The organism is Kluyvera fluvialis (assembly GCF_059725275.1).
The window spans coordinates 2,316,470-2,339,886 of the sequence record NZ_AP046142.1 but is presented as its reverse complement, the minus strand read 5'-3'; the positions used below and the strand labels follow the sequence as shown (position 1 = coordinate 2,339,886).

The window sequence follows — 23,417 nt, the reverse complement described above, 5'->3', positions numbered from 1 at the left end:
TCCTGTTCATTATAATATTTTAGGCCTTGTTATCTTTGCTGAAGTATTTTTTTAAATTTAACAAAAGTAAATCATGATAGTTGCTTAGGGTTACTTTTTCAGAGTTAAAATCATTTGCGCAAAATGAATGCGGTGCACTATCAAGCGTTCTGTTTTTCTCTAGTGCCTTATAATAACTTCTGGCAATCGATGAGCGAATGTTAAAGTAATAGCAAATATCTCTAACAGGAAATGCTTTTCCATGTATATATGTCAACCAGGGAACCAGACAAGTAGCAACATTTATATCGTTATTGGTTCTGAACCTATTCCCTAAGAAGCTATGAATTTCGTCGTGATATTTATCCCATGCGAATTCAAACATACTTTTTCTTAATGGTATGTAGGTATGAACCAGTGGGCTATCAATCTCAAACTGATAGTCACGGTGTAAAAGCGCTTTAACCTTCAAAGATGCCGATAGTGTTGGTGTCGCTACCCCTCTTTCGCTCATTGCGTTGAGACTTTTGTTGGAAAGAAACAGGGATGCAATACCATTACTTTTAAAGAAATGTGACGCATTTAATGGACGGGCGGCAAAAACATCATCATTGAAATAAATAAATTTCTCGGCAAGCCCTGGAATCTTGTGGAGATGGGCCTCAATTACATGTGAGTTAAATGTTGGGAGATATCTATCATCTATTATTTCACGGTGATCGACTATTTTAATTTTGTCAGAAAAATCGATCCCTGGAGGAATTTGGGAATCCGTTATGACGTAGATCTTATTAACCCACGGCATATAATTGATAATACTCTTTAATGAGTAAAATATTTCATTATGGTTGTCAAAACGAGCCGTATCTTGGGCATATTGTCCCAGATGGCATTGACTATTAGCCTCACAAGCTCCAATAAATTTCGATTGCCACGTGGGATCTTGATTATTCACCCACGTATAAACAACATCAATTGATGATTCTGTTTTTATTTTACTTTCAAGAAGATTATCATGATGGATTAATTCTTTCTCGACATAATCAGGACATGATATTTCGTTTCTAATGATCGGATATCGTTTGTTAAAATAATCACGTAAAAAACAGCCTGGATTATTAATAAGTTTCTTAATCTTTTTCATTTCCCACCGACTGGAATGGACAGATATTTAAAGCTCATCATCATTACACTAATGATTAAATCAGCACAGAGATTCGGATTTCTTATACGCAGCAAGAGCTTCATCGATGTCATCATAGAAGGCTACTTTATTATCTCTATCAATAAATAAAGCTGCATCACAGTATTGCTTGAGTTGACTAACGCTATGAGACACCATTAGCAAACAAGAGTTTTTCTTTCTTTGTAAGAATAGCTCAGAACACTTTTGCTTAAATCTCGCATCCCCCACAGCTGTCACTTCATCAACCAAATAGTAATCAAAACTAAATGCCATACTCAAACCAAAACCCAGCCGCGATCGCATACCTGAAGAATAGCTTCTGATTGGCATATCGAAATATTTTCCCAACTCAGCAAACTGTTCAACAAATTCAACTTTTTGACGTACCTCATCTTTTTTGGCATAAAGTCGAGAGACAAATTTGACATTTTCGCGTCCACTCAGACTCCCCTGAAATCCACCGGATAATCCGACGGGCCATGAAATCGTCTTATCGGTAATAATCTCGCCACTATCAGCCCTGTCAATACCACCAATCATACGTAGTAGCGTTGATTTCCCAGCGCCATTACGCCCAATTAATGCAATACTCTTATCAGAGGGCAGTTGGACATTTAAGTTTCTAAAAACATAATGTCTTGTCCCTTTAACTTTATAGGACTTCGTTAAATCCCTAATCTCAATCATGATGTCAGCATCCTTTCTTCAAAGGTTCTATAGAGTGCTAACCCTATGAAAAAAACCGCCAGAGAGACACTCGCTAAATATCCCATACTAACCCCTTCGCTAACATATCCATTAACGGCAGCTTCACGACCTAATTCAACAACATGAACGATGGGGTTCCACAAAAAATATTTCCAATAGTCTGAAGGGATAGCATGTAATGGAAACATGATGCACGATATAAAATATAATGGCTTTAGTATGATAGGAAATATCTTTTCAGCTTCTGGATATATTTTTCCTATGACCATAAAAATCATACCGATACCGCTTGAGAGGATAACTAACGCCCCCCAAACACAGCACAGTAAAAGTATATTATTGATTGAAGTCAGTTCGTTAACCAATACCATTAATACCATCAGGCTCAAATAGACCGCCGAATATATAATTGTTTCCAGCAGGACTCTTGATATTATTGTATCGATCGGTTTAACCGGCCTATAGTGGAAAAGGCCTCGATTAGCTTCGATTGCGTTTACCGATCGCTTGGTTATATTATTAAAAAGGAAATAAGGGACAATACCATTTAGCAAAAATACCGGAAACGAAATATCAGGCATGGTCCGATGCATGATAACGCCAAAAATCATAAGCAGGATCAACAAATGTGCTGACGGTTCCAGTATCGCCCACAAATATCCGAGCCGATACTTACCAAACCGTGTTTTGATCTCACGTAAAAACAATGCCTTCACAGCCGCTTGCTGTACTTCTAGCCCACTTCTGGCCATTGATGCTGGTCCCGTAATGCTTGCGAGCACGCTACCGCCCCAGGCTATAGCAACCTGAACGCTTAGAGCTCAAATGAAATTGACAAGAACGAGGGATTCTTTAGTCCCCCCCATAAGCTAAATACATACGGTCGGTTCGGATAAAACTTAAATTGATAAGGTGTTTTAGATGATGTGACGAGTAAAAAATAAGCGGATTGGTTTTCGGCAGGAAGAATTTTCATGGCGGAGAGCTCTTCATTCCCTTTGCAGATAAATGAACTGTGCGGAAATCCTGGAGGCTAAATGCTCAGAGAAGGGAATTCAAAATGTCATCAAATCAGGATAGAGCCTCCCCTCAGCTACGTGAACGCGCAGGAGCGATAGTACGCGCTATCGACTGGAATAGAGGTCGTCACCCTACACCTTCAGCATAGGGATGTACCTACCTAAGCGTCATATCAGGTCCACTGACGAACACACCACCAATGGACACTTTCGCCCTCCCCTGATACACACGGAATGCAGAGGGTTCTTAGTGGCTAATGTCATGAACGAGTTGTTCTATCTGATACATGACTTCATTGCTGGCATTTTCCATTAGGTCTAATTCTTGCGACATTTTTTCAATATTACCGGCTGCGAACTCCGCTAAGGCAGCATTTCCAGAAACATGGACTTTTTTATGCGGCGCCTCCAGGAGGGAAAAGTTTTTATAATGTGAGAATGGCTGGCCTGACGGGCCATAATACCATTTGCCTAAGCGACATTGGTCATGCATTGTGACTTCTTTATCTTTTTCTTTATTAAGTAACATTTGATAAATACCAAACTTCCAGAGTATATGATCTATCTTCACCACATTCAGGAATTGGATTGTTGATATATTCTCAAGCATTTGCTTCATGCTTTCGGATTTATTGATAATGATGCTAATTGAGCCAACGATATCTTCGATATTTCCCAGGGTATCGTCGATTATTGTCTTCTGCTCAGCCAGAATTTTATTTACTCCTTGTGAATTATCTAATATCAAAGCGGTTGTGCTATGAACTGCGACCGAGCTGTTTTGTACATCATCGGCTAACTGCTTAACTTCTTGAGCGATTACGCTGAATCCTCTGCCTGCTTCCCCTACTCTGGCCGCCTCGATCGCAGAGTTTATCGCGATTAAATTCGTCTGCCAGGCCACTTTTTGAATGCTATTGATGCAGTCGGTTATTTTGCCAAGAGAAAGATTTAACGTTACTATGTTTTCATCTGCATCTGTAGAGCACTTGTTAATATTGGAAATAAAGTGCATTAATGTCTTTATCGAGTTTCTCGCTTCATCATTCTGATGATTTAATTCATCAATTTGTCTTATCTGTACATTGAACTGCTCGCTGGACTCAAGAATCGAGTCCCGAATCAGGTTAATCGTTGATGTTCCTAACAATATTTTGTGACATAAAACCTGTTCTAGTAAAGAATCCTCCTGTCCTTCACTTACAACATCTTTTGGGCATGAATTATTAATTTCATCTAAATGCGGCTGTTTTTTGTGGGGAAAAATATCAAGCATAAGGGTATCCATTTTATATGTCTGACAGGAGGCGGGTAAAGAACGTATTATATCTAGTATCGGCACAACTCGGAGTATACTTAAATGAAAAGCGGGGAAACGACCTCGACGGTCGTTTTATTTGGAGAGTTAGATCAGTTTAAGGAGAGTCCAAACAGGCCCTGCCTGGGGGGATGTGGCCTGCTACCGTTTTTATTTATTGCACCGCACTCACATCGTGAACTTCACCACGAAAACCCGTTTTAGCAATCGCTGCCAGCAGCCGCTGGTTATCAAAACCTTCCGGCACGACCACCGTGACCTGCCGCGTTTTCAGTGAGGCTTTCGCTTTTATCACCCCATCGGTGGTACGCAACGCCTGGTTAATGGAGATAACGCACAGCGAGCAGTTCATCTCAGCAACATCAATCGTTACCAGTTTATCGGCGGCCCAACCAAACGGTGTGAACAGCACTAACGCCAGACAGGCGGCTTTTTTCATTCCATCCACTCCCAAATCCAGGGCAGAACATACGGGTAACTGATCAGTATCAGCACTAATGGTACAGACAGCCAGTACAGCCACAGCAGCAACCGACGGCTGACCACGTTGACACACACCGGTTTTGGCGACAGATATAAACGCCAGAACCCGCGAGCCATCAGCCCGAGTGCAACAATCACCATCGGTATCTGTAGCCAGGTTGCGCCGGGGATACCCACCAGCCCCGCAGCCGAAATACCAAACAGCAGATACAGCAGCGGCCCAATGCAGCATAGCGTTGACGCGCCAGCGGCGATAATCGCCGCCAGCAGCGTAAGTACCCCGCCCTTAATGCTGTTCGACGCTGACATAGTCATAGCTAAAAGCAGCCGGATCGTAAAAATTCAGCGGATCGCCGTCTACTTCGGCATACGGGTAGCCCAGGTTGTTAACGTCGCCCTGTTCTGCGGCTGGCGACAAGGCAAAATCACGCGCGTGGTTAAAGCCAACCCAGTTCATTTCCCAGTTCCCAAACAGGTAATCATTGACGGCGGCAACCGCTGGGTCACTGTTGTCTTTTTTCTCGGTCAAACGCATTTTCGTCACGTCTGCCGGGTCTGCGGGCAGCCAGCCAAAACCGGCGAGCCAGAACATAGCACGGCAATGCTGACCACCGCTGATTTTTGCCACACCCTGCGCATCGGCGCTGCCAAACGCTTTTTTGGAGTAGCCGTCCAGTTTGCGGCTCGCCCCTACGCGGATACCGAACATTTCGCGCGCCGGGATGCCTACCGCGCGGCACAGCGCAACAAACACCGAGTTGATATCAGTACATTTGCCGCCAAGTTTGCCGGTTTTGAGGATCTCGCCGACATCGCCAGTGCCGCAGCCAATCACCGCGTCATCACGGTGCATATGGCTGCTCACCCAGTTGTGGAGCAGCCGAGCTTGTTTCAGCGGCGCTTTTTCATCACCGATAATGTTTAAAGCGGTCTCTTTTACCAGACCATCGACGGGGATATGCGGGGTCGCCAGCAGGAACGGTTTAATGTCATCAGGAATCACGCCACCTTGCGCAGGCAGTTGCCAATCCGCAAGACGGTTTTCTTTCAGTACTTCCCAGTCGCGCGTCTCGATTTCCATCTCAACGTTAATATTGAGCGGCCCGCTGGAGGACGGCCAGGTCACAAACAGTACTTTTGCGCCGTAACGGTTGTTGGCATTGAGTGAGGCACTCTGATAATTGCCACTGAAAGAGAGGTTAAGCAGTTGCTGGAAGGCGGTATCTTCCACAATGGGTATCCACAGATTCACCTTGCCGGAAGACCCTTCTGGTGCCTTGAGGCTGTAGGTCTGGGTCATCACAAAACGGCGAGATTTAGCAGAAGAGGTGACGGCAGGCTGCGCGACCGTTTCCGTTTTAGCAAAGACCGGGCTAACCAGCCCTAACGTGGACAGTGCCGCAGCACCTTTCAGGAAGTTACGCCTTTCCATTGTGTATCCTTCATTGCCAGTAAAAGCTGGCACTTAACCCCGCACCTGCGGAGGTTGGGCGCTATTATGCGACGATGCATTGGTCACAACAATGCATAAGAAGGGGTAGCGATGCAAAAATAGCGCATGGTTATCGGCTTATTCGTTGGGTTTACGCGTTACTGTTATGCCGACTGCAAAACATGCTGGTATTCGTCGCCGTAATCCGTACCATACACGCCACACATTCGCTGATTTGCCGCAATAGTCAGCGCGAAACAGGTCTTTTATCGCAAATCAAATGGACGGGGAGACGCTGTATTCGGCCTGAGTTTCCATTTAGATTTTTGAGTAACCATTACATGCAACAAAATCAAGAAATTAGCAAAAAAGAACAATACAACCTGAACAAATTACAGAAGCGTCTGCGTCGTAACGTGGGCGAAGCCATTGCTGACTTCAATATGATCGAAGATGGCGATCGCATTATGGTTTGCTTGTCCGGCGGTAAAGACAGCTACACAATGCTGGAAATTCTGCGCAACTTGCAGCAGAGCGCGCCGATTAGCTTCAGCCTGGTGGCGGTGAACCTTGACCAGAAGCAGCCCGGCTTCCCGGAGCATATTCTGCCGGAATACCTGGAAAAACTGGGCGTTGAATACAAGATTGTCGAAGAAAACACCTACGGCATCGTCAAAGAAAAAATCCCGGAAGGGAAAACCACCTGCTCGCTGTGTTCTCGCCTGCGTCGCGGTATTTTGTACCGCACGGCAACTGAGCTGGGTGCGACCAAAATCGCGCTGGGGCACCACCGTGACGACATTTTACAGACGCTGTTCCTGAATATGTTCTACGGCGGCAAAATGAAGGGGATGCCACCGAAGCTGATGAGCGATGACGGTAAACATATCGTGATTCGCCCGCTGGCCTACTGCCGCGAAAAAGACATCGAGCGTTTTTCCGAAGCTAAAGCCTTCCCGATTATTCCGTGCAACCTGTGCGGCTCTCAGCCTAACCTGCAACGTCAGGTGATTGGCGACATGCTGCGCGACTGGGATAAACGCTATCCGGGCCGTATTGAGACGATGTTTAGCGCCATGCAGAACGTCGTGCCATCACACCTGAGCGACACCTCACTGTTCGACTTTAAAGGTCTGACTCACGGTGCTGAAGTGGTTAACGGTGGCGATTTAGCGTTTGACCGGGAAGAACTGCCGTTACAGCCCGTGGGCTGGCAGCCGGAAGAAGAAGACGGTCAGCTTGATGAGCTGCGCCTGAACGTAGTGGAAGTGAAGTAAATGATTGGCGTCTCAGGCCGAACCTGAGACGCTTTTTACGGCTTATTTAAGCAAACGCACGCGACACGCTTTGCCTTTAATCTTGCCTTTTTGCAGCTGTTTAAACGCCTGATTCGCCACACCAGCTCGCACCGCGACATAGACATGCGCCGGATGCACATCGATTTTACCAATATCCGCCCCAACCAGCCCGACATCACCGGTTAACGCGCCCAGCACATCGCCCGCGCGCATTTTGGCCTTCTTGCCGCCATCGATGCATAACGTCGCCATCTCCGCCGCCAGTGGCACAATGCGGTTTTTGCCTGGCTCCGGCATCCAGTTCAGTTTCAGTTGCAGCATTTCAGCGAGAATATTCGCGCGCTGTGCCTCTTCCGGGGCGCAGAAGCTCACGGCTAAACCGCTGTTACCTGCGCGCGCGGTACGGCCAATACGGTGTACGTGCACTTCCGGGTCCCACGCCAGCTCATAGTTCACGACCATCGCCAGCGATTTAATATCTAAACCACGGGCGGCAACGTCGGTCGCCACCAGGATGCGCGCGCTGCCGTTCGCAAAACGCACCAGCGTTTGGTCACGGTCACGCTGCTCAAGGTCGCCATGCAGCACGATAGTGCTCTGCCCTGCGGCATTCAGCTCCTCGTAAACGGCCTGGCAATCTTTTTTGGTGTTACAGAACACCACACACGAGGCCGGTTGATGCTGGCTGAGTAACTGCTGCAACAGTGCGATTTTGCCGTGGCGTGGCACATCGAAAAACTGCTGTTCAACGGCTGGCAGCGCATCTACGCTATCAATTTCGATAGTTTCCGGTGAACGCTGTACGCGCCCGCTAATTGCGGCAATCGCCTCCGGCCAGGTGGCGGAGAACAGCAGCGTCTGGCGTGAGGCCGGAGCAAAGCGGATCACTTCATCAATCGCGTCGCTAAAGCCCATATCCAGCATTCTGTCTGCTTCATCCATCACCAGCGTTTGCAGCGCATCCAGCGACACCGTGTTTTTTTGCAGATGATCCAGCAGGCGGCCTGGCGTGGCGACAATAATGTGCGGTGGATGTTGCAGGGAGTCTCGCTGTGCGCCAAACGGTTGGCCGCCGCAGAGGGTTAGCACTTTAATATTCGGCAGGTAACGCGCCAGACGGCGAATTTCACCGGCGACCTGGTCGGCCAGTTCACGGGTGGGACAGAGTACTAACGACTGTGTCTGATACAGGCCGGCATCAATGCGTTGCAGCAGACCCAGGCCGAATGCAGCCGTTTTGCCGCTGCCGGTTTTTGCCTGCACGCGCACGTCCTTTCCAGCAAGAATAGCTGGCAGCGACGCCGCCTGAACCGGAGTCATGGAGAGGTAGCCCAGGTCGTTGAGGTTGTCTATCTGGGAGGCTGGCAGTGCATTCAGGGTGGCAAAAGCGGTCACAATTTTTTCTCGCGAATTAGGGGCTAAAGTTCAGCAGGCGCGTATCCTCGCAGATCTCGCCGATCGATGCGACAATTAATCGTTCGCAGGAGTAAGGGTAGCGGAAAAAAGACAAAAAAAAGCCGACTATTCTAAGCCGGCGTCGTACGAATCAATTGTGCTATGCAGTAATTCAAAAAAAGGAAGTAAGACAATATGGAGCGCAACGCCCATCGCTTGACGTTGCATTCACCTGCGACATCGATATTGCCTCGAACGGGGTACGGGTTTATTGACCTCGCTCAAATTTAGTCGCGTTATCACTGTAAAACAGAATATAAAAGGTGATTTTTTACAACCAGTTACTGCGATGTAACCACCAAGTAACACCACCGATCAGCCCCACCAGCATAATACAAAACAGCGAGAAACCGAGATGCGAGCCGCCGCCGGGAATGCCTCCCAGGTTGACGCCAAACAGCCCGGTCAAAAATGTGCTCGGCAAAAAGACCATCGCCATCAAAGACATGGTGTAGGTGCGTCGTGAAAGTGACTCTTGCATCATCTGGGCAATTTCGTCGGTCATCACCGCAGTGCGAGCGATACAGCCGTCGATTTCATCCAACCCGCGCCCTAACCGGTCGGCAATATCCTGCATTCGTCGCCGATTGTCGTCCGTCATCCACGATAAACGCTCGCTGGAAAGCCGCGCATAAACATCACGCTGCGGCGCCATATAGCGGCGCATCACAATCAGTTGTTTGCGCAGCAGCGCCAGGAAACCGCGCGGCGGAATCTGTTGCTCCAGCAGGTTGTCTTCCAGGTCGATGATTTTGTCGTGCAACTGCTCGATAAACTCGCTCGCGTGATCGGTTAACGCATCGCACACATCCACCAGCCATGAGCCGCAATCCGTCGGGCCGCTGCCCTCCTGGAGATCGCTGACCACGTCGTCCAGCGCCAGCACTTTGCGTTGTCGGGTTGAGATAATCATGCGCTCGTCAATGTACAGCCGCATCGCCACCAGTTGGTCTGGGCGCTCGTCGGTGCTGCCATTAATACAGCGCAGCGTAATCAGCGTCCCTTCGCCTAACCGGCTAACCCGTGGGCGCAGGCTTTCGCCGGAAAGCGCATCGCGCACCACGTTGGGCAGTAGCGGCGTTGTCGCCAACCACTGTGCGCTATTGGGGTGGGTGTAGTTCATGTGCAGCCAGCACGGATTATCTTTACTGATCGTGTCCGCGTCGGTTAACGGTTTTACGCCACCCTGCCCGTCGAACAACCACGCAAATACCGCATCAGGCACGTTTAGGTCGGCTCCCTTTATGGCTTCCACATCACCTCCGCTCACTACTGTTGTTTCTGATAGTCTAGCCATCTCCTTTTGTTAAGCAATAAGCGCCCACGCCATCATACTGAGATTGTTCGCAAAACAATCGATAAGCGGTTTATAAGACGTAAAAAAACCCGGCATGACGCGTAATGCTTGTCAGCTATACGCAAAATTCCGTTCACTTTATGTTTTGCAGAAAATGAAATCTATGCACCGGTGAACGGGTCAAGGGGGACTGCCGAGTTCCCCTTGACAATCCCTGCGGCCCCGCAGGGAAATCGGTGCTTCGCACTACGCTCGCCTGCGAACTCCAGCCTGCGGCACGGCGAAACTCGACTTCCTGTCTCGGTTCGCCTCAGCCCGCCATCCCTGGCGGTCTGACCTTGTCTTCCTTTCTCCGACTCGCCGATTTCCATCGGGGACTCATCGGTTTCAGCAACGCTGGTTCTGGCTGTTCATTCAAGGACCACACTGACGTGGGTGGCGTCTGAATCGCCGAAGCGTTCTCTGGAGGCCGGGGCAGCCCACAGGGATGTGGGCTGAGGGCGCGGCTTTACAGGGATGTTGCCTCGCGCCCAACCCGAAAGCCGCAAGAAATAAGCTGAGGGAATCGCGAAGTTAGAAAGATTGCCAGAAGTTCTGATCGTTATTTCCCGCCGCTGCCGGCTTTAGCGGCGGTGCGATAACCGGCCTGACGACGGGTGAATGTTGCTCATCACCAATGCGGAAGTTCTGCGTTGTGGACTGCAAATCAATAACCTGACGCTTCAGGATATCGGACGATCGCGCCAGCTCCTCCACGACGGCAATATTACTTTGCGTCACCGTTTCCAGTTCCGTCAGTGCAATAGTTATCTGGTCGATGCCCTTCTCTTGCTCCGATGTCGAAACCGCGATCTGCTCCATCAGGCCATTTAATTCGCCCGATCCGCTGACGATCTCCTGCATATTTTTCTCCGCTTCGGCAACAATATTCGCCCCTTGCGTCACGTTCTCGCTGGTCACATTAATTAACGTCTTAATGTTTTTTGCCGCCTCGGCGCTGCGGTGTGCCAAATTACGCACCTCGCCTGCCACCACGGAAAAACCTTTACCATGATCACCGGCGCGCGCGGCTTCTACTGCGGCGTTCAGCGCCAGAATATTGGTTTGAAAGGCGATGCCGTCTATCAGGGTAATAATTTCGGTCATCTGGCGGGCGCAATCGGTAATCGACTGCATATTGGTTGCCACATCGCCCATTAATGCCCCACCTTTACGCGCACATTGCGTGGCTTCTCCAGCACGAGCGCTGGCAAGTCGTGTATGTTCAGCGTTGTTTTTGGTGCTGGCAGAAATCTGCTCCATGCTGGCAGCCGTCTGTATTAAGGTTGCCGACTGCTGCTCGGTTTTCACCGAGAGTTCCGCACTGCGCGTGGCGAGTTGTTCGGAAAGTGACATCGCGGTATCCGACGAGGAGCGGATTTCCGCCACCAGCGTCGAGATATTGTTTGATAAATTATTGATCCCCGGAATTAAACGTCCAGCACAGTTATTGCCGAAGATGGGAATACGCACTGACAAGTTACCGTCATTAACTTCATCAATACTGCACTTTACGGCATTAATTGGCGTGACCAGGTATTTGGTCATATACAGCCACAGCAGCCCCAGTGCTATCAGCCATACTATATTAATCGCTAATAGCAAGAATATATTCTTAGAAAAAATTAAGCAGACAACATCCACTATCAAAAAGACCGTCAAAATAAACACCAGGATAAACGTTCGGACGCTAATATTTTTAAACATACCCCTTCCCCATCACTGGTCATGTATTTTTGTTATATCAGCAGAAACGGTATTTACCAGGATGTTTAGGTGTTTTTCAGCACTTTGACCATTCACTACTCAAGTTTTACTTTCGACAGGTGATTATCTCAAAATGAAATAATAAGATGGAATAAAAAACCAAAACCAAACTTAACCACATGGATATTAAGCATAATATAAAAAATTCATCGTCTATATTTATGGTTAATTCACACTATTGTAGCGCTGCTTAATAATGCAGGTAACGAGCGTAGCAATCGTTCAAAAAGAGGGGTTGTGTATTATTATTTTCCTGAGCTAGATTCAGAATTTACTGATAGATTAATTAGAACCTCCCTGAATTAAAAGGTATGGCCTGCATGATGATGCACGCTTCGTGGGACCCAATACTGGTCGGCATTTCTTTTTTGGTGGCATTCATTGCCTCCTTCGTTGCGCTTGATAGTGCAGCAAAAATTGCCGCTTCCAATAAAAAAGCCGCTATTTTCTGGCGCATCACCGGTGGTGCAACGCTAGGGATTGGCATTTGGTCAATGCATTTTATCGGCATGTTAGCCATGAAAATGCCGATGCCCATGAGTTATCACCTGGGGTTAACGGTTATTTCACTGCTGGCGGCGATTATCGCCTCTTCGCTGGCGATTAATATCGCCGTCGCCGGAAATACCCTATCACTTAAGCGGTTATGTATCGCCACCGCGCTATTAAGCAGCGGCGTGGTGACCATGCACTATGTCGGCATGGCGGCGCTGATGTCGCATGAGGACATTATCTGGAGCATTCCGCTGATTATAACTTCAGTGGTTATCGCGATTGTGGCCTCCAGTGTGGGGCTGTGGCTGGCGTTTAGTCTGCGCCTAAACAGCAAAGGCGTACTGCTCACCCGTATTGGCGCAGCGCTGGCAATGGGGATTGCGATTGCCGCCATGCACTACACCGGCATGAGTGCGGCAACCTTTACCGGCCAGGGCCATGTGATGGTTGAACATGCGACGATGGTCAGCGAAGAAGGGTTGTCTATCTGGGTGTCCGTCACCACACTGCTGCTGTTGGGGCTAATGCTGATGATCTCGATGGTCGATTCCCAGGTACGCACCACGCGGCTCACCGATAATTTGCAACGCCTGAATCAACAGCTAGAACAACAGGCGCGTTTCGATGGCCTGACGGGGCTGGCAAACCGCAGCCAGATTGATATGCGCCTACAGGCCTGCCTGCATCAGGCTCGGCTCGCGGGCAGCACTTTTGCGCTTGTGTTGATGGATCTCGACCGCTTTAAGTTGGTGAACGATGCCTGGGGCCACCACGTGGGCGACAACCTGTTAGTCTCTGTCGCCAACCGCATGAGCGCCTGTCTGACGCCGAAAATGACCCTCGCCCGTATCGGCGGCGATGAGTTTATTTTGCTGGCGCCCAACTGTAGCGAAGCGGAAATCGCCGACATCTGTACGCGAATGGTCGAAAGTATTCGGCGGCCTTTTTATCACTCCGGGCAAATATTACAGATTTCACTCAGCGTCGGTATCAGCCTTTATCCTGGGCACGGTGAAACGCCACAGGAACTCAAGCTGTCGGCGGATACAGCGATGTATCACGTTAAGCACAGCGGGCGCAACGGCTGGGTTTTCTATAACGAGTCCATGCTTGATAGCACCTGGCAAGGGGCGCATTTCTTGCAGGATCTCACCCAGGCGATGGATCGCGGGCAGCTTGAAGTGTGGTATCAGCCTAAATATCACGTGAAGGAAAAGCGCGTTTACGGCTTTGAGGCGCTGTTACGCTGGCGGCATCCGAAGAAAGGGATCCTGCTGCCCGATGTATTTCTGCCCACGCTGCAAAACACCGGTCTGATTGTGCCCGTCGGCAACTGGATCCTTGAACAGGCTTGCCAACAGCTACACCAGTGGGGCCTCGAAGGGCATGATGACTGGACGTTGTCGCTGAATATTTCGCCCGTACAGTTTGAGCAGCAGAATTTTTACGAACGGGTGTGCGATGCCTTAGTGCGCCACCGCGTTTCGCCTACGCGTTTGACCATTGAGCTTGCCGAAACCACCGCCCTGCACGGTTTTGATCGTAGCGTGCAGATTTTTAATGATTTTTGCCGTATCGGTATCACCATTTCTATCGACAACTTCGGCGTCGGTTATTCAAATATGCTAGCGCTACAAGATCTTCCCGCTGGCGAGCTGAAAATCGACAGAAGCTTTATGAAGGATATGCGCGAAAACAGTAAAAATATCAAAATCGTCACGACTATCATCAACATTGCGCATTCGATGAATATGGATGTGGTGGCGGAAGGCGTGGAGACGCAAGAGCAACAGAGGATCCTTTCCGCGCTGGGTTGCGACGCGTTGCAGGGGTTCTGGTTCTCCGATCCAGTGCCAGCAAGCGAGATTGAGGTAATGCTCGGCAACCTGCCGTTAAGCAGCGATCCTCATGCCGCCACTGCGATGCGTCGGGATATTTCGTCTTCTGGTAAAAAGAAACAGGCTTGATCTCTCTCCCCACAGACGCGAGAGTTGCGCCTGTGGGGGAAAAGGACAATTAGTGCTTCACGATATACATCATACGGGTATAGGCAACGTCTTCTGGGTTGGTTATCGGGTAGCCCTTCACCCACGGCTTGATTAAACGGCCATTGGTATACTGATAAATGGGCGCGATCGGCGATTTCTCCATCAGGATTTTCTCTGCCGCGTTGTAATCCGCATTACGTGCCTGAGCGGTATTTTCCTGCGTCGCCTGGTGAATCATTTTATCGTAGGCGGGGTCATTAAAGCGGGGAATATTGCCGCTGTTCGCCGAGGTCAGCAACGCCAGGAACGTTGACGGCTCGTTGTAGTCGCCCACCCAGGAGGCGCGAATCACATCGAAATTACCGGTGTTACGGCTGTCGATGTACGTTTTCCACTCCTGGTTTTGTAGCTTGACGTCAACGCCCAGATTTTTCTTCCACATCGATGCCACCGCAATGGCAATCTTCTGATGCACTTCCTGGGTGTTATACAGCAACGTGAGCTTCAATGGGCGATTCGGGCCATAACCTGCGGCCTGCAACAGCATTTTCGCCTGCGCATTCAGCTCCGCCTGGCTGCTCTTCTCCAGTACCGATGGCTGCGGCGTGAAGCCCGCCGTCACATCTGGGGTAAAGCGCCATGCGGGTTTCTCGCCAGTACCTAAAACTTTATCGGCAATAATCCGCCGGTCGATACTCATACTGAGCGCCAAACGCACGCGTGAATCGGCGGTTGGCCCCTTCTGGGTATTAAACGCGTAGTAATACGTGCCCAACTGCGCGGGGGTGTAAACCTGCCCCGGCAGCTCTTTGAGTAGTTTCTTATACTGATGTTTCGGGAACGATTCGGTAATGTCGATATCCCCGGCCTGATAGCGCTTCGTCGCCGCAGACTCCTGGTTAATCGGCACAAACGTGACTTTCTGAATCACCGTTTTGGCGTTATCCCAATAATAGTTATTCGGCACGGCCACCAGCTTTTCATTGACCACGCGATCGGCCAGCACATAAGCGCCGTTGCCAATCAGCTTGCCCGGGCGTGTCCAGTTTTTATCGCTTTCGACATTGGCTTTGTTCACCGGATAGAGCGAGAAATTGGCGGTGAGGCTGGCAAACCACGGCAACGATTTATCGAGCTGAACGCGCAAGGTGTGCGCATCCACCGCCGTGACGCCCAATGTCTCAGGCTGGGCTTTGCCATCAATAATGGCCTGCGCGTTGTTAATTCCTGCCAGCACGGCAAATGACGCAAAAGGCGATGTCGTTTTCGGGTCAACCAAACGTCGCCAGCTATAGACAAAATCTTGCGCAGTCACCGGCGTGCCATCGGACCATTTGGCATCATCACGCAGCGTAAACGTCCAGATTCGCTGATCGTTCGTCTGCCAGCGGGTAGCAACGCCCGGAACAATATTGCCGTTGGCATCCTGATTGACCAGGCCTTCAAACAGGTCACGAATCACTTCAATTTCCGGCAGCCCCACGGCTTTGGCGGGATCTAATGAGGCAGGTTCATCTTTAATATGACGAACCAGCTCCTGCTGCTTCGCCAGCACGGTTCCGGCGGGAACATCGGCCGCAACAGCGACAGAACTCAACCCTGCAAGCCAGGCAGCGCAGCAGGTCAAGGCGAAAGGATACTTCATGACATCCCCTTAATAGGTAAACCCACACAACATAATGAAATCATTATTTGTTTCACATTCCATAATTGCAAACGACATGTCACAGAAAGTTGATATATCCCCGTCAAATATGACTCTGGAAACTATTTGATTCATGGCGGGTTTTGCACAACACTGCTGATAATCCCCTTTTTCTATCAGGACTCACGCCATGTCAGCTACCCGCCCTCGCGCCCAGCGCGGCGCGTTCCCGCAAGGGACACAACACTATGGTCGCTCTCTGCTGGGCGCACCGTTGATTTGGTTTCCCGCCCCGCTGGCAGGCCCGCAAAGCGGCCTCATTATTGCCGGTACTCATGGCGATGAAAACGCCTCAGTGGTGACGCTCTCCTGCGCGCTACGCACGCTGGCGCCCGATCTCCGTCGTCATCATGTGGTGCTGGCGGTCAATCCAGACGGTTGCCAGCTAGGGCTAAGAGCTAACGCCAATGGCGTTGATTTGAATCGCAACTTTCCATCAGCGAACTGGAAGGCAGGAGAAACGGTCTATCGCTGGAATAGCGCCGCCGACCAGCGCGACGTGGTACTGCTCACCGGCAACCGCCCAGGCTCAGAGCCAGAAAGCCGGGCGCTGTGTCAGTTAATTCATCAGATTAGCCCGGCGTGGGTCGTCTCGTTTCATGACCCGCTCGCCTGCATTGAAGATGCTCGCCAAAGCGAGCTGGGACAGTGGCTGGCGGGTGCTTTCGCCCTGCCGCTGGTCGGCAGCGTGGGCTACGAAACGCCCGGTTCGTTTGGCAGTTGGTGTCATGATATCGGCCTGCACTGCATTACCGCCGAGTTCCCGCCGATTTCGACAGATGAAGCCAGCGAGAACTATCTGGCGGCGATGACCGCGCTATTACACTGGCAGCCGCAGCATCACAAATGAAGTTCGCCGTGGCTAAAATTTAAAGCAGGTTGCGCATCAGCAGCCAGCCAGGTTGGGCCATCGAGATCGGTAAAGCGGGCCTGTGGCGCCAGCGGCAACGCGGCGGCAATGGCTCGCGAAGTACACAGCATACAGCCTAACATCAGCGAAAAGCCCTCCGCTTTGGCCTCCGCCGCCAGCGCCAGCGCCTCGGTTAAGCCGCCGGTTTTATCGAGCTTAATGTTTACCATGTCATAACGCCCACGTAGTACCGGCAAATCTTCCCGCGTGTGGCAGCTTTCATCGGCACAAATTGGCAGTGGATGAATAAAGTTTTCCAGTGCCTCGTCTTCACCTACCGGCAGCGGCTGCTCAAGCATCGCGACGTGAAGATCGGCCAGCAGTTGGCAACGCGCCGCCAGGCCATCCGCGCGCCAGGATTCATTGGCATCGACAATCAGCGTCGCATGGGGGGCAGCGGCACGGATCGCCACCATACGTTCACAAATGAAATGGTTATCGAGCTTTATTTTCAGCAGCGTCGCCCCGCTTTCACTCAGCGCTTTTGCGCTGGCGGCCATTTGCTCCGGCGTACCAATCACCACGGTCTGCGCGGTGATGATGGTTTCGGGCAGCGTAACGCCCAGGCGGGTAATTTCATCCGTGTGCGCCAGATGCGTTTCCAGGCTCCACAGTGCGCAGTCTACGGCGTTGCGTGCCGCACCAGCAGGCAGTAACGTTGCCAGTTGCTCACGCGTTATGCCCTGCTCCAGTTGCTCTCCGATAGCCATAATTTGCGCCATCACCGAGGCGATGCTTTCGCCATAGCGAGGGTACGGTGTGCACTCGCCGACGCCTTTTACGCCATCCTGCTCCAGTTCGACCACGACCACTTTTGCTTCGCTGCGGCTACCACGGGCGATAACGAACGGCGTGTGCAGTGGCCAGGCCTCTTCGAAAACTCGCAAATTTCTCATTTTCGCTCCTTTTATTCAGGCGTAAATTAGCGTTTGCTGTGTTAACACCTGATGTCATACACTAGTGCAGACGTTAACTATATGTAAACAGGAAGATAATCATGTCGCAAACCGTACATTTCCAGGGCAATCCCGTTGCAGTTCAAGGTTCTATCCCACAGGCGGGTGATAAAGCTCAACCGTTTACGCTGGTGGCAAAAGATCTGTCTGACGTCACCCTGGGCCAGTTCGCTGGCAAACGTAAAGTTCTGAACATTTTCCCAAGCATCGATACCGGCGTTTGCGCGGCATCCGTGCGCAAATTCAATCAACTGGCAGGTGAACTGGCGAACACCGTGGTACTGTGCATCTCCGCTGACCTGCCGTTCGCACAGTCTCGCTTCTGCGGTGCTGAAGGCCTGAGCAACGTTGTTACGCTGTCCACCCTGCGCGCACCAGAATTCCTGCAAACCTACGGCGTAGGTATCGCTGATGGCGCGCTGAAAGGCCTGGCCGCTCGCGCGGTGGTCGTTGTTGATGAAAACGACAACGTCGTGTACAGCGAGCTGGTGAATGAAATCACCAACGAACCGGATTACGATGCTGCCCTGGCTGCACTGAAAGCGTAATGCTTATGTCCTGACCTTAGAGCCTATCCTGGCAGGTGCTATCGCGCAGTTTGGTTCGAAGCGAGGTTAAATAGGAACGTACAGGCAGAACATGTCGGTTCCGGGCGCTGCGATAAGCCAAATGGCAAATAAGATAGCCTGGCGGGATAGGCTCTTTGTGGTCAGGACAATTTACTATCCCTAATCTTTTTAGAGTATATGATTTAAGGTGTTAGGGGGAGTTTTTGCCCTATTTTTTCGAAAACCGGTCGTAAACCAGGCATATTCAGTCAATTCTGCTTATATTCCCACCACGATGACCGTCAGCGTTATATAGCCTCACCACTCAGCGGCATGACAAATGCAGCATACCGCGTTCAGTACAATCTCAATATGCAATGAAATCCCCAGCAACGTAACGCTACCGGGGAGTATTAGAGGGGATGTTACTCTTCGTTTTTCTTATTGCTCAGGCCATATTCGCGCAATTTATTAGCAATCGCAGTGTGCGAAACCCCCAGACGTTTTGCCAGCTTACGCGTGCTGGGATAGTTGCGATAAAGCTGAGTTAACACCGAGCGTTCAAAACGACGGGTAATATCATCCAGCGACCCTTCCATTGCCTCTTCACCGACGGCGGTGCTGGTGACATCGTGATCCGGCAGCAAGACATCCTGTGGGCGAAGTTCATAACCTTCAAGCTGGGTCAGCGCGCGGTATACCGCATTTTTCAACTGACGCACGTTGCCCGGCCAGCCGTAACGGGTGAGCACGTTATTCAGGTCGGCAGACAATTTCGGGCGGGAAATCCCCTGCTCGTCGGCAAAGCGCGCCACAAACAGTTCGGTCAGCGGCATAATATCCTGAGGACGGTCACGCAGCGGTGGCAGGTTCAGGGTCAATACATTCAGGCGATAGTAAAGGTCTTCGCGGAACAGCCCTTTTTGCACCAGCTCCACCAGGTTTTTCTGCGTGGCACAAATCACCCGCACGTCAACGTGCACTTCGTGATCTTCACCCACACGGCGGAACGTGCCATCGTTGAGGAAACGCAGCAGTTTGGTTTGCATACGCGGTGACATTTCACCAATTTCGTCCAGCAGCACCGAGCCGCCATTGGCCTGCTCGAAGAAGCCTTTTTTGCCGTCGGCGGCATCACCAAACAGCTCACTTTCAACCGCATCTTCCGGTATTGAGCCGCAGTTCAGCGCCAGATAAGGCTTGGCGGAGCGCGGGCTGGCGAGGTGGCAGGCATGAGCCAGCAGATCTTTACCGGTTCCGGTTTCCCCCACAATCAACAACGGCGCACTCAGTTGCGCCAGCTTGTGCGACTGTTCCACCACCTGACGCATACGCGAACTTACGGCCACAATCTGGCTAAATGCGCTGACATCCTGGGTAGTCATGGTTTGCAACTGGCGGCCCATTCGCAGCGTCGAGCGCAACATCACCACCGCGCCAGCCAGAATACGATCGTCATTTTCGCCACTCAGGTAAACCGGCGTGGCTTCCAGCAGGAAGTTTTGCCCCTGAATCACCACATGTACGGCATGAGATTGCACCGTGTCGCTCTCCAGCCAGCGCTGGAAGTTAAAGCCGCTAATCAATTGCGCTGCGTTATGGTTGCACATACGCTCCTGGCTCAGGCCAAAAAGCTGGCAGCTCGCTGGGTTGGCGCGTTCAATTTTGCTGCGTGTATCCAGCGACAGCACCGGTTCGGGCATCGCTTCCAGTAACGCGCTCAACGCCAGATGCTCACGCTCCGACGGCATCCACGGCACGGTGCGCACATCCGTCACCCCAGAGATACGGCGGATCTCCGCCATTAAGCTGCTGAAGCTGGTGAAATCCAGCTCCGCGAAATTAAGGTAAATTCGGCCAACAGGGTCGATATCGATACCGCGTAAATCAATGCCACGCAGTACCAGCAAATCGAGCAATTCACGGGTCAGACCGAGACGGTCTTCACAAAAGACTTCAAGACGCATGGGAGTTTTCACCCTTTTAAGCCAAAGACGTATGAATAATAAGACACTTATTTGCTGGCGTGAAGATGAGTGTCAACAATTATTGACAGTATGACGGAAAATTGGCCTTTGTGCCGTAAAGTTATACGTTCATTGTAGGACAAATATTGGTGGGGTATAAACACGTGCAGGCCTGTTTGTAGGCCTGATAAGCGCAGCGCCATCAGGCAAAACGGCGCAGATTACCGGATGGCGGCATAAACGCCTTATCCGACCGACAAACCCACGCCATCGGGCAATGGCGGCAACCGTGCCGGATGGCGGCGCTTGCGCGCCTTATCCGGCCTACTTGTTAGGCGTCTTTATCTTTTTTGCCTTTCTGGATAGTCTCTTTTAACTGCCCAATCAGCTCACGGCGGAAATCGCCCAACCGGGGTTTGTCGTTATCGATCCACGGCAACGGGCGGCACAGCTCCATCGCTTTGATCCCTAAGCGGGCAGTCAGCAGACCCGCGCCAATGCCCTGCGCGGCGCGCGTTGACAAGCGGGCGGCGAGATCCTGCGACATCCAGTCCATCCCGACTTCACGCACCAGTTCACTCGCACCAGCAAAAGCGATGTTAATCAGCACCAGGCGGAACAGACGCAGACGGCTGTAATAACCCAGCTCAATGCCGTAGAGGTTAGCGATACGGTTAATCAAACGCAGGTTACGCCAGGCGATAAAGCCCATATCCACCAGCGCCAGCGGGCTAACGGCAATCATCAAGGTTGATTCCGCCGCAGAGCGGCTGATTTCACGCCGCGCCTGGGCATCTAGCACCGGTTGCACCAGATGCGCATACAGGCTGACCACTTCACGATCGTTTTGCGTTTCATGGATGGCCGCATACCAGCGTTGCAGCGCCGGATGAGCGTTATCCAGCCCGGCCTGGCGCGCCAGCCCTTCGCAGAAAGCGCGAGCCTTACCAACGCCGTGGCTGTGCATCAGCACACGCGCTTCATCACGCTCTTGCGCACGCTGGCGTAAACGCCACAGCCTGCGCCACTCGGTAGCCACTGAACCGACGCCCGCACCCACAATCAGCGCACCGGCGGCACATCCGCCCAGTGCAGCCCAGTCCTGCGTTTGCCAGGCGTTCATCGTCCACTGCACACCCTGAGCGACAACGCTAAAACCAAACAGCGTTAGCCCTGCGGTCACCATTTTACGCCACAGGCTGCGTTTCGGGCGCAGCGCCGCATCCACGGCGGCTTCCGCCTGCCCTTCTGGTTCGGGTTCATCGTCAGCCATAACCGGGGCGAATTTCTCCGCCGTCTCACCTTCAAACGCTAACGCGGTTTTCAACTGTTGGTCTTTTGCCTCGTCAAGCGGGCCAGCAAAATCTATCCGTGGTTTGAATGACTCGGTCATCGCAATTTATCTCCAATCAAGAACTCCAGCGCAGCATCCAGGCGAATATGCGGCAACGGCTGGTCTACATCCATCGTCTGGGGGCGGAACGCTTCAAACTGAAACCCCTGTTTATCCCAGAACGCTTGCCCCGGCAGACGCGCTGGCACTTCCCCCGGATAGACGGTTAACGGCTGTCCGTCGGCCAAACGGTGGCCGCGTAGCGCAGGAATTTTCTCGCCGTTCACCTCAATCAGGCCGCTTTGGGTCGCCTGCACCGAGGCCACCCCCAGGCAATCCATAGCGATACCTTCAAAGGCCGCATTTTGCCACGCATCCTGAATCAACTGTTGCAGCAGCGACACCATATTGCCGTGCTGATCGATCGTGACATGATCGGCTTTGGTCGCCGCAAACAGCAGTTTGTCGATAACCGGAGAAAACAGGCGGCGGAACAGCGTGCGCTGGCCGTAGTGGAAGCTATGCATCAGTTGCGTCAATGCAAGGCGCATATCATTGAACGCCTGCGGCCCGCTGTTGAGCGGTTGCAAGCAGTCCACCAGCACAATCTGGCGGTCGAAACGCAGGAAGTGCTCTTTATAAAAGCCCTTCACCACTTTTTCGCAGTAGTAGTTAAAGCGCTCACGCAACATGCCCGCATTGCTGTGTTTATCTGCCTGAGCCAGCTTGCTTTCGCCAATGGCATCAACATCCGGCCACGGGAAAAATTGCAGCGCGGGCGCACCGGCCAGCTCGCCCGGTAGCACAAAGCGCCCCGGCTGAATAAAATGCAGCCCCTGTTTTTTGCACTGGTGCAGATAATCAGTCCAGGCCTCGGCAATCTCCGCCAGCCGGTTTTCATCTGCGGGAGCAAGCGGGTCTAGCCCTTCGCAAAGCTGTCGCCATCTTGCCGACCATTCCTCACGCTGCCCGTTCAGCAGCCCGGTCATCTGGCGTGACCAGCTTAAATAATCCTGATTGAGCATCGGCAGGTCGAGCAGCCATTCACCTGGGTAATCAACAATTTCCAGATATAGCGTCGAAGTGTCTTTAAAATGACGTAGTAGGGAGTCGGTCGATTTATAGCGCAACGCAAGGCGAATCTCGCTAACACCACGTGTGGGCGTCGGCCAGGCCGGAGGCTGCCCGTACAGTTGTGCCAGCCCTTCGTCGTAGGTAAAACGGGGAACACCGAGATCGCGTTGGGGTATCCGTTTCACCCCCAGCAGGCGCTCTTCCCTCACTACGCTGAGCAACGGCAACCGCGCACCGGTGTGAATATTCAGTAGTTGATTCACCATGCCGGTGATAAAAGCCGTTTTGCCGCTGCGGCTGAGGCCCGTCACGGCAATACGAAGATGGCGGTCAACACCACGGTTGACCAGCGCATTAAGTTCATTTTTGAGTCGCTTCATTGCGGTCCTGTGATGCCCTAAAGAGCGCTTAAAGATGTACAGACTGTTGATAGTAATGGGGTCAGGTTGTTGGTTATCAA

Annotated in this window: 19 protein-coding genes; 4 read left to right on the top strand and 15 right to left on the bottom strand. The window is 51.4% G+C overall.

What is annotated here, in order from left to right:
- Nucleotides 1-19: 19 nt before the first annotated feature.
- The 7 genes from AC6I4B_RS11160 to AC6I4B_RS11130 form a co-directional block, all read right to left on the bottom strand.
- Entirely contained in the window at nucleotides 20-1,123 is a 1,104-nt protein-coding gene (locus tag AC6I4B_RS11160) for a Stealth CR1 domain-containing protein (protein ID WP_497771693.1), read from the bottom strand.
- 60 nt (nucleotides 1,124-1,183) lie between these two features.
- Nucleotides 1,184-1,852, bottom strand: coding sequence for an ABC transporter ATP-binding protein (locus AC6I4B_RS11155; RefSeq protein ID WP_497771691.1), 669 nt, complete (start codon nucleotides 1,850-1,852; stop codon nucleotides 1,184-1,186).
- Nucleotides 1,849-2,625: an ABC transporter permease gene (locus tag AC6I4B_RS11150; RefSeq protein WP_497772113.1), complete on the bottom strand. Its 777-nt coding sequence runs from the start codon at nucleotides 2,623-2,625 to the stop codon at nucleotides 1,849-1,851. Before AC6I4B_RS11150 ends, AC6I4B_RS11155 begins: the two co-directional genes overlap by 4 nt.
- Before the next feature lie 514 nt (nucleotides 2,626-3,139).
- On the bottom strand, nucleotides 3,140-4,168 hold the full coding sequence (locus AC6I4B_RS11145) for a methyl-accepting chemotaxis protein (protein ID WP_497771690.1): 1,029 nt from the start codon (nucleotides 4,166-4,168) through the stop codon (nucleotides 3,140-3,142).
- Nucleotides 4,169-4,364: 196 nt separating this feature from the next.
- Nucleotides 4,365-4,649, bottom strand: a complete 285-nt coding sequence (locus AC6I4B_RS11140; protein WP_497771688.1) for a heavy-metal-associated domain-containing protein — start codon at nucleotides 4,647-4,649, stop codon at nucleotides 4,365-4,367.
- A complete protein-coding gene (locus AC6I4B_RS11135; RefSeq protein WP_497771687.1) occupies nucleotides 4,646-5,002 on the bottom strand; it encodes a mercuric transporter MerT family protein in 357 nt (118 codons plus the stop codon). The genes AC6I4B_RS11140 and AC6I4B_RS11135 overlap by 4 nt, the downstream gene beginning before the upstream one ends.
- Nucleotides 4,980-6,125 carry a transglutaminase-like domain-containing protein gene (locus AC6I4B_RS11130; protein WP_497771685.1) on the bottom strand — a complete coding sequence of 382 codons (1,146 nt, stop codon included), beginning with the start codon at nucleotides 6,123-6,125 and terminating at the stop codon, nucleotides 4,980-4,982. Before AC6I4B_RS11130 ends, AC6I4B_RS11135 begins: the two co-directional genes overlap by 23 nt.
- Before the next feature lie 341 nt (nucleotides 6,126-6,466).
- Here AC6I4B_RS11130 and ttcA point away from each other — a divergent pair, with 341 nt between their 5' ends.
- On the top strand, nucleotides 6,467-7,402 hold the full coding sequence (gene ttcA / locus AC6I4B_RS11125; protein ID WP_497771683.1) for a tRNA 2-thiocytidine(32) synthetase TtcA: 936 nt from the start codon (nucleotides 6,467-6,469) through the stop codon (nucleotides 7,400-7,402).
- 42 nt (nucleotides 7,403-7,444) lie between these two features.
- On the opposite strand, the gene dbpA is transcribed toward ttcA, so the two are convergent.
- From dbpA to AC6I4B_RS11110, 3 genes are all read right to left on the bottom strand, one after another.
- Nucleotides 7,445-8,818, bottom strand: coding sequence for an ATP-dependent RNA helicase DbpA (dbpA, locus tag AC6I4B_RS11120; RefSeq protein WP_497771682.1), 1,374 nt, complete (start codon nucleotides 8,816-8,818; stop codon nucleotides 7,445-7,447).
- Nucleotides 8,819-9,149: 331 nt separating this feature from the next.
- Nucleotides 9,150-10,133, bottom strand: coding sequence for a zinc transporter ZntB (gene zntB / locus AC6I4B_RS11115; RefSeq protein ID WP_497771680.1), 984 nt, complete (start codon nucleotides 10,131-10,133; stop codon nucleotides 9,150-9,152).
- Nucleotides 10,134-10,748: 615 nt separating this feature from the next.
- Nucleotides 10,749-11,921, bottom strand: a complete 1,173-nt coding sequence (locus AC6I4B_RS11110) for a methyl-accepting chemotaxis protein (protein WP_497771678.1) — start codon at nucleotides 11,919-11,921, stop codon at nucleotides 10,749-10,751.
- A 380-nt stretch (nucleotides 11,922-12,301) separates the two neighbouring features.
- Between AC6I4B_RS11110 and AC6I4B_RS11105 the strand changes: the two genes are divergently transcribed.
- Nucleotides 12,302-14,443, top strand: coding sequence for a putative bifunctional diguanylate cyclase/phosphodiesterase (locus AC6I4B_RS11105; RefSeq protein WP_497771677.1), 2,142 nt, complete (start codon nucleotides 12,302-12,304; stop codon nucleotides 14,441-14,443).
- Between the two features lie 49 nt (nucleotides 14,444-14,492).
- On the opposite strand, the gene AC6I4B_RS11100 is transcribed toward AC6I4B_RS11105, so the two are convergent.
- Nucleotides 14,493-16,109: a peptide ABC transporter substrate-binding protein gene (locus tag AC6I4B_RS11100; RefSeq protein WP_497771675.1), complete on the bottom strand. Its 1,617-nt coding sequence runs from the start codon at nucleotides 16,107-16,109 to the stop codon at nucleotides 14,493-14,495.
- A gap of 190 nt (nucleotides 16,110-16,299) precedes the next feature.
- Here AC6I4B_RS11100 and mpaA point away from each other — a divergent pair, with 190 nt between their 5' ends.
- Entirely contained in the window at nucleotides 16,300-17,019 is a 720-nt protein-coding gene (gene mpaA / locus AC6I4B_RS11095) for a murein tripeptide amidase MpaA (protein ID WP_497771673.1), read from the top strand.
- Here the strand turns inward: mpaA and ycjG are convergent.
- Complete coding sequence (gene ycjG, locus AC6I4B_RS11090; protein ID WP_497771672.1) at nucleotides 17,010-17,975, bottom strand: L-Ala-D/L-Glu epimerase; 966 nt, start codon at nucleotides 17,973-17,975, stop codon at nucleotides 17,010-17,012. The two genes, mpaA and ycjG, sit on opposite strands and share 10 nt — an antisense overlap.
- 101 nt (nucleotides 17,976-18,076) lie before the next feature.
- Between ycjG and tpx the strand changes: the two genes are divergently transcribed.
- Nucleotides 18,077-18,583 carry a thiol peroxidase gene (gene tpx, locus AC6I4B_RS11085; protein ID WP_497771670.1) on the top strand — a complete coding sequence of 169 codons (507 nt, stop codon included), beginning with the start codon at nucleotides 18,077-18,079 and terminating at the stop codon, nucleotides 18,581-18,583.
- 425 nt (nucleotides 18,584-19,008) lie between these two features.
- On the opposite strand, the gene tyrR is transcribed toward tpx, so the two are convergent.
- From tyrR to AC6I4B_RS11070, 3 genes are all read right to left on the bottom strand, one after another.
- Nucleotides 19,009-20,550 carry a transcriptional regulator TyrR gene (tyrR, locus tag AC6I4B_RS11080; protein WP_497771669.1) on the bottom strand — a complete coding sequence of 514 codons (1,542 nt, stop codon included), beginning with the start codon at nucleotides 20,548-20,550 and terminating at the stop codon, nucleotides 19,009-19,011.
- 331 nt (nucleotides 20,551-20,881) lie between these two features.
- On the bottom strand, nucleotides 20,882-21,943 hold the full coding sequence (locus AC6I4B_RS11075; protein ID WP_497771667.1) for a TIGR01620 family protein: 1,062 nt from the start codon (nucleotides 21,941-21,943) through the stop codon (nucleotides 20,882-20,884).
- Entirely contained in the window at nucleotides 21,940-23,337 is a 1,398-nt protein-coding gene (locus AC6I4B_RS11070; protein WP_497771666.1) for a YcjX family GTP-binding protein, read from the bottom strand. Before AC6I4B_RS11070 ends, AC6I4B_RS11075 begins: the two co-directional genes overlap by 4 nt.
- Nucleotides 23,338-23,417: the final 80 nt, after the last annotated feature.

Excerpts from the sequence above, each read along its gene's own strand:
- AC6I4B_RS11160 (WP_497771693.1), bottom strand. The coding sequence starts at position 1,123 with ATGAAAAAGATTAAGAAACTTATTAATAATCCAGGCTGTTTTTTACGT.
- AC6I4B_RS11155 (WP_497771691.1), bottom strand. The coding sequence starts at position 1,852 with ATGATTGAGATTAGGGATTTAACGAAGTCCTATAAAGTTAAAGGGACA.
- AC6I4B_RS11150 (WP_497772113.1), bottom strand. The coding sequence starts at position 2,625 with ATGGCCAGAAGTGGGCTAGAAGTACAGCAAGCGGCTGTGAAGGCATTG.
- AC6I4B_RS11145 (WP_497771690.1), bottom strand. The coding sequence starts at position 4,168 with ATGCTTGATATTTTTCCCCACAAAAAACAGCCGCATTTAGATGAAATT.
- AC6I4B_RS11140 (WP_497771688.1), bottom strand. The coding sequence starts at position 4,649 with ATGAAAAAAGCCGCCTGTCTGGCGTTAGTGCTGTTCACACCGTTTGGT.
- AC6I4B_RS11135 (WP_497771687.1), bottom strand. The coding sequence starts at position 5,002 with ATGTCAGCGTCGAACAGCATTAAGGGCGGGGTACTTACGCTGCTGGCG.
- AC6I4B_RS11130 (WP_497771685.1), bottom strand. The coding sequence starts at position 6,125 with ATGGAAAGGCGTAACTTCCTGAAAGGTGCTGCGGCACTGTCCACGTTA.
- ttcA (WP_497771683.1), top strand. The coding sequence starts at position 6,467 with ATGCAACAAAATCAAGAAATTAGCAAAAAAGAACAATACAACCTGAAC.
- AC6I4B_RS11110 (WP_497771678.1), bottom strand. The coding sequence starts at position 11,921 with ATGTTTAAAAATATTAGCGTCCGAACGTTTATCCTGGTGTTTATTTTG.
- AC6I4B_RS11105 (WP_497771677.1), top strand. The coding sequence starts at position 12,302 with ATGATGATGCACGCTTCGTGGGACCCAATACTGGTCGGCATTTCTTTT.
- AC6I4B_RS11100 (WP_497771675.1), bottom strand. The coding sequence starts at position 16,109 with ATGAAGTATCCTTTCGCCTTGACCTGCTGCGCTGCCTGGCTTGCAGGG.
- mpaA (WP_497771673.1), top strand. The coding sequence starts at position 16,300 with ATGTCAGCTACCCGCCCTCGCGCCCAGCGCGGCGCGTTCCCGCAAGGG.
- ycjG (WP_497771672.1), bottom strand. The coding sequence starts at position 17,975 with ATGAGAAATTTGCGAGTTTTCGAAGAGGCCTGGCCACTGCACACGCCG.
- tpx (WP_497771670.1), top strand. The coding sequence starts at position 18,077 with ATGTCGCAAACCGTACATTTCCAGGGCAATCCCGTTGCAGTTCAAGGT.
- tyrR (WP_497771669.1), bottom strand. The coding sequence starts at position 20,550 with ATGCGTCTTGAAGTCTTTTGTGAAGACCGTCTCGGTCTGACCCGTGAA.
- AC6I4B_RS11075 (WP_497771667.1), bottom strand. The coding sequence starts at position 21,943 with ATGACCGAGTCATTCAAACCACGGATAGATTTTGCTGGCCCGCTTGAC.
- AC6I4B_RS11070 (WP_497771666.1), bottom strand. The coding sequence starts at position 23,337 with ATGAAGCGACTCAAAAATGAACTTAATGCGCTGGTCAACCGTGGTGTT.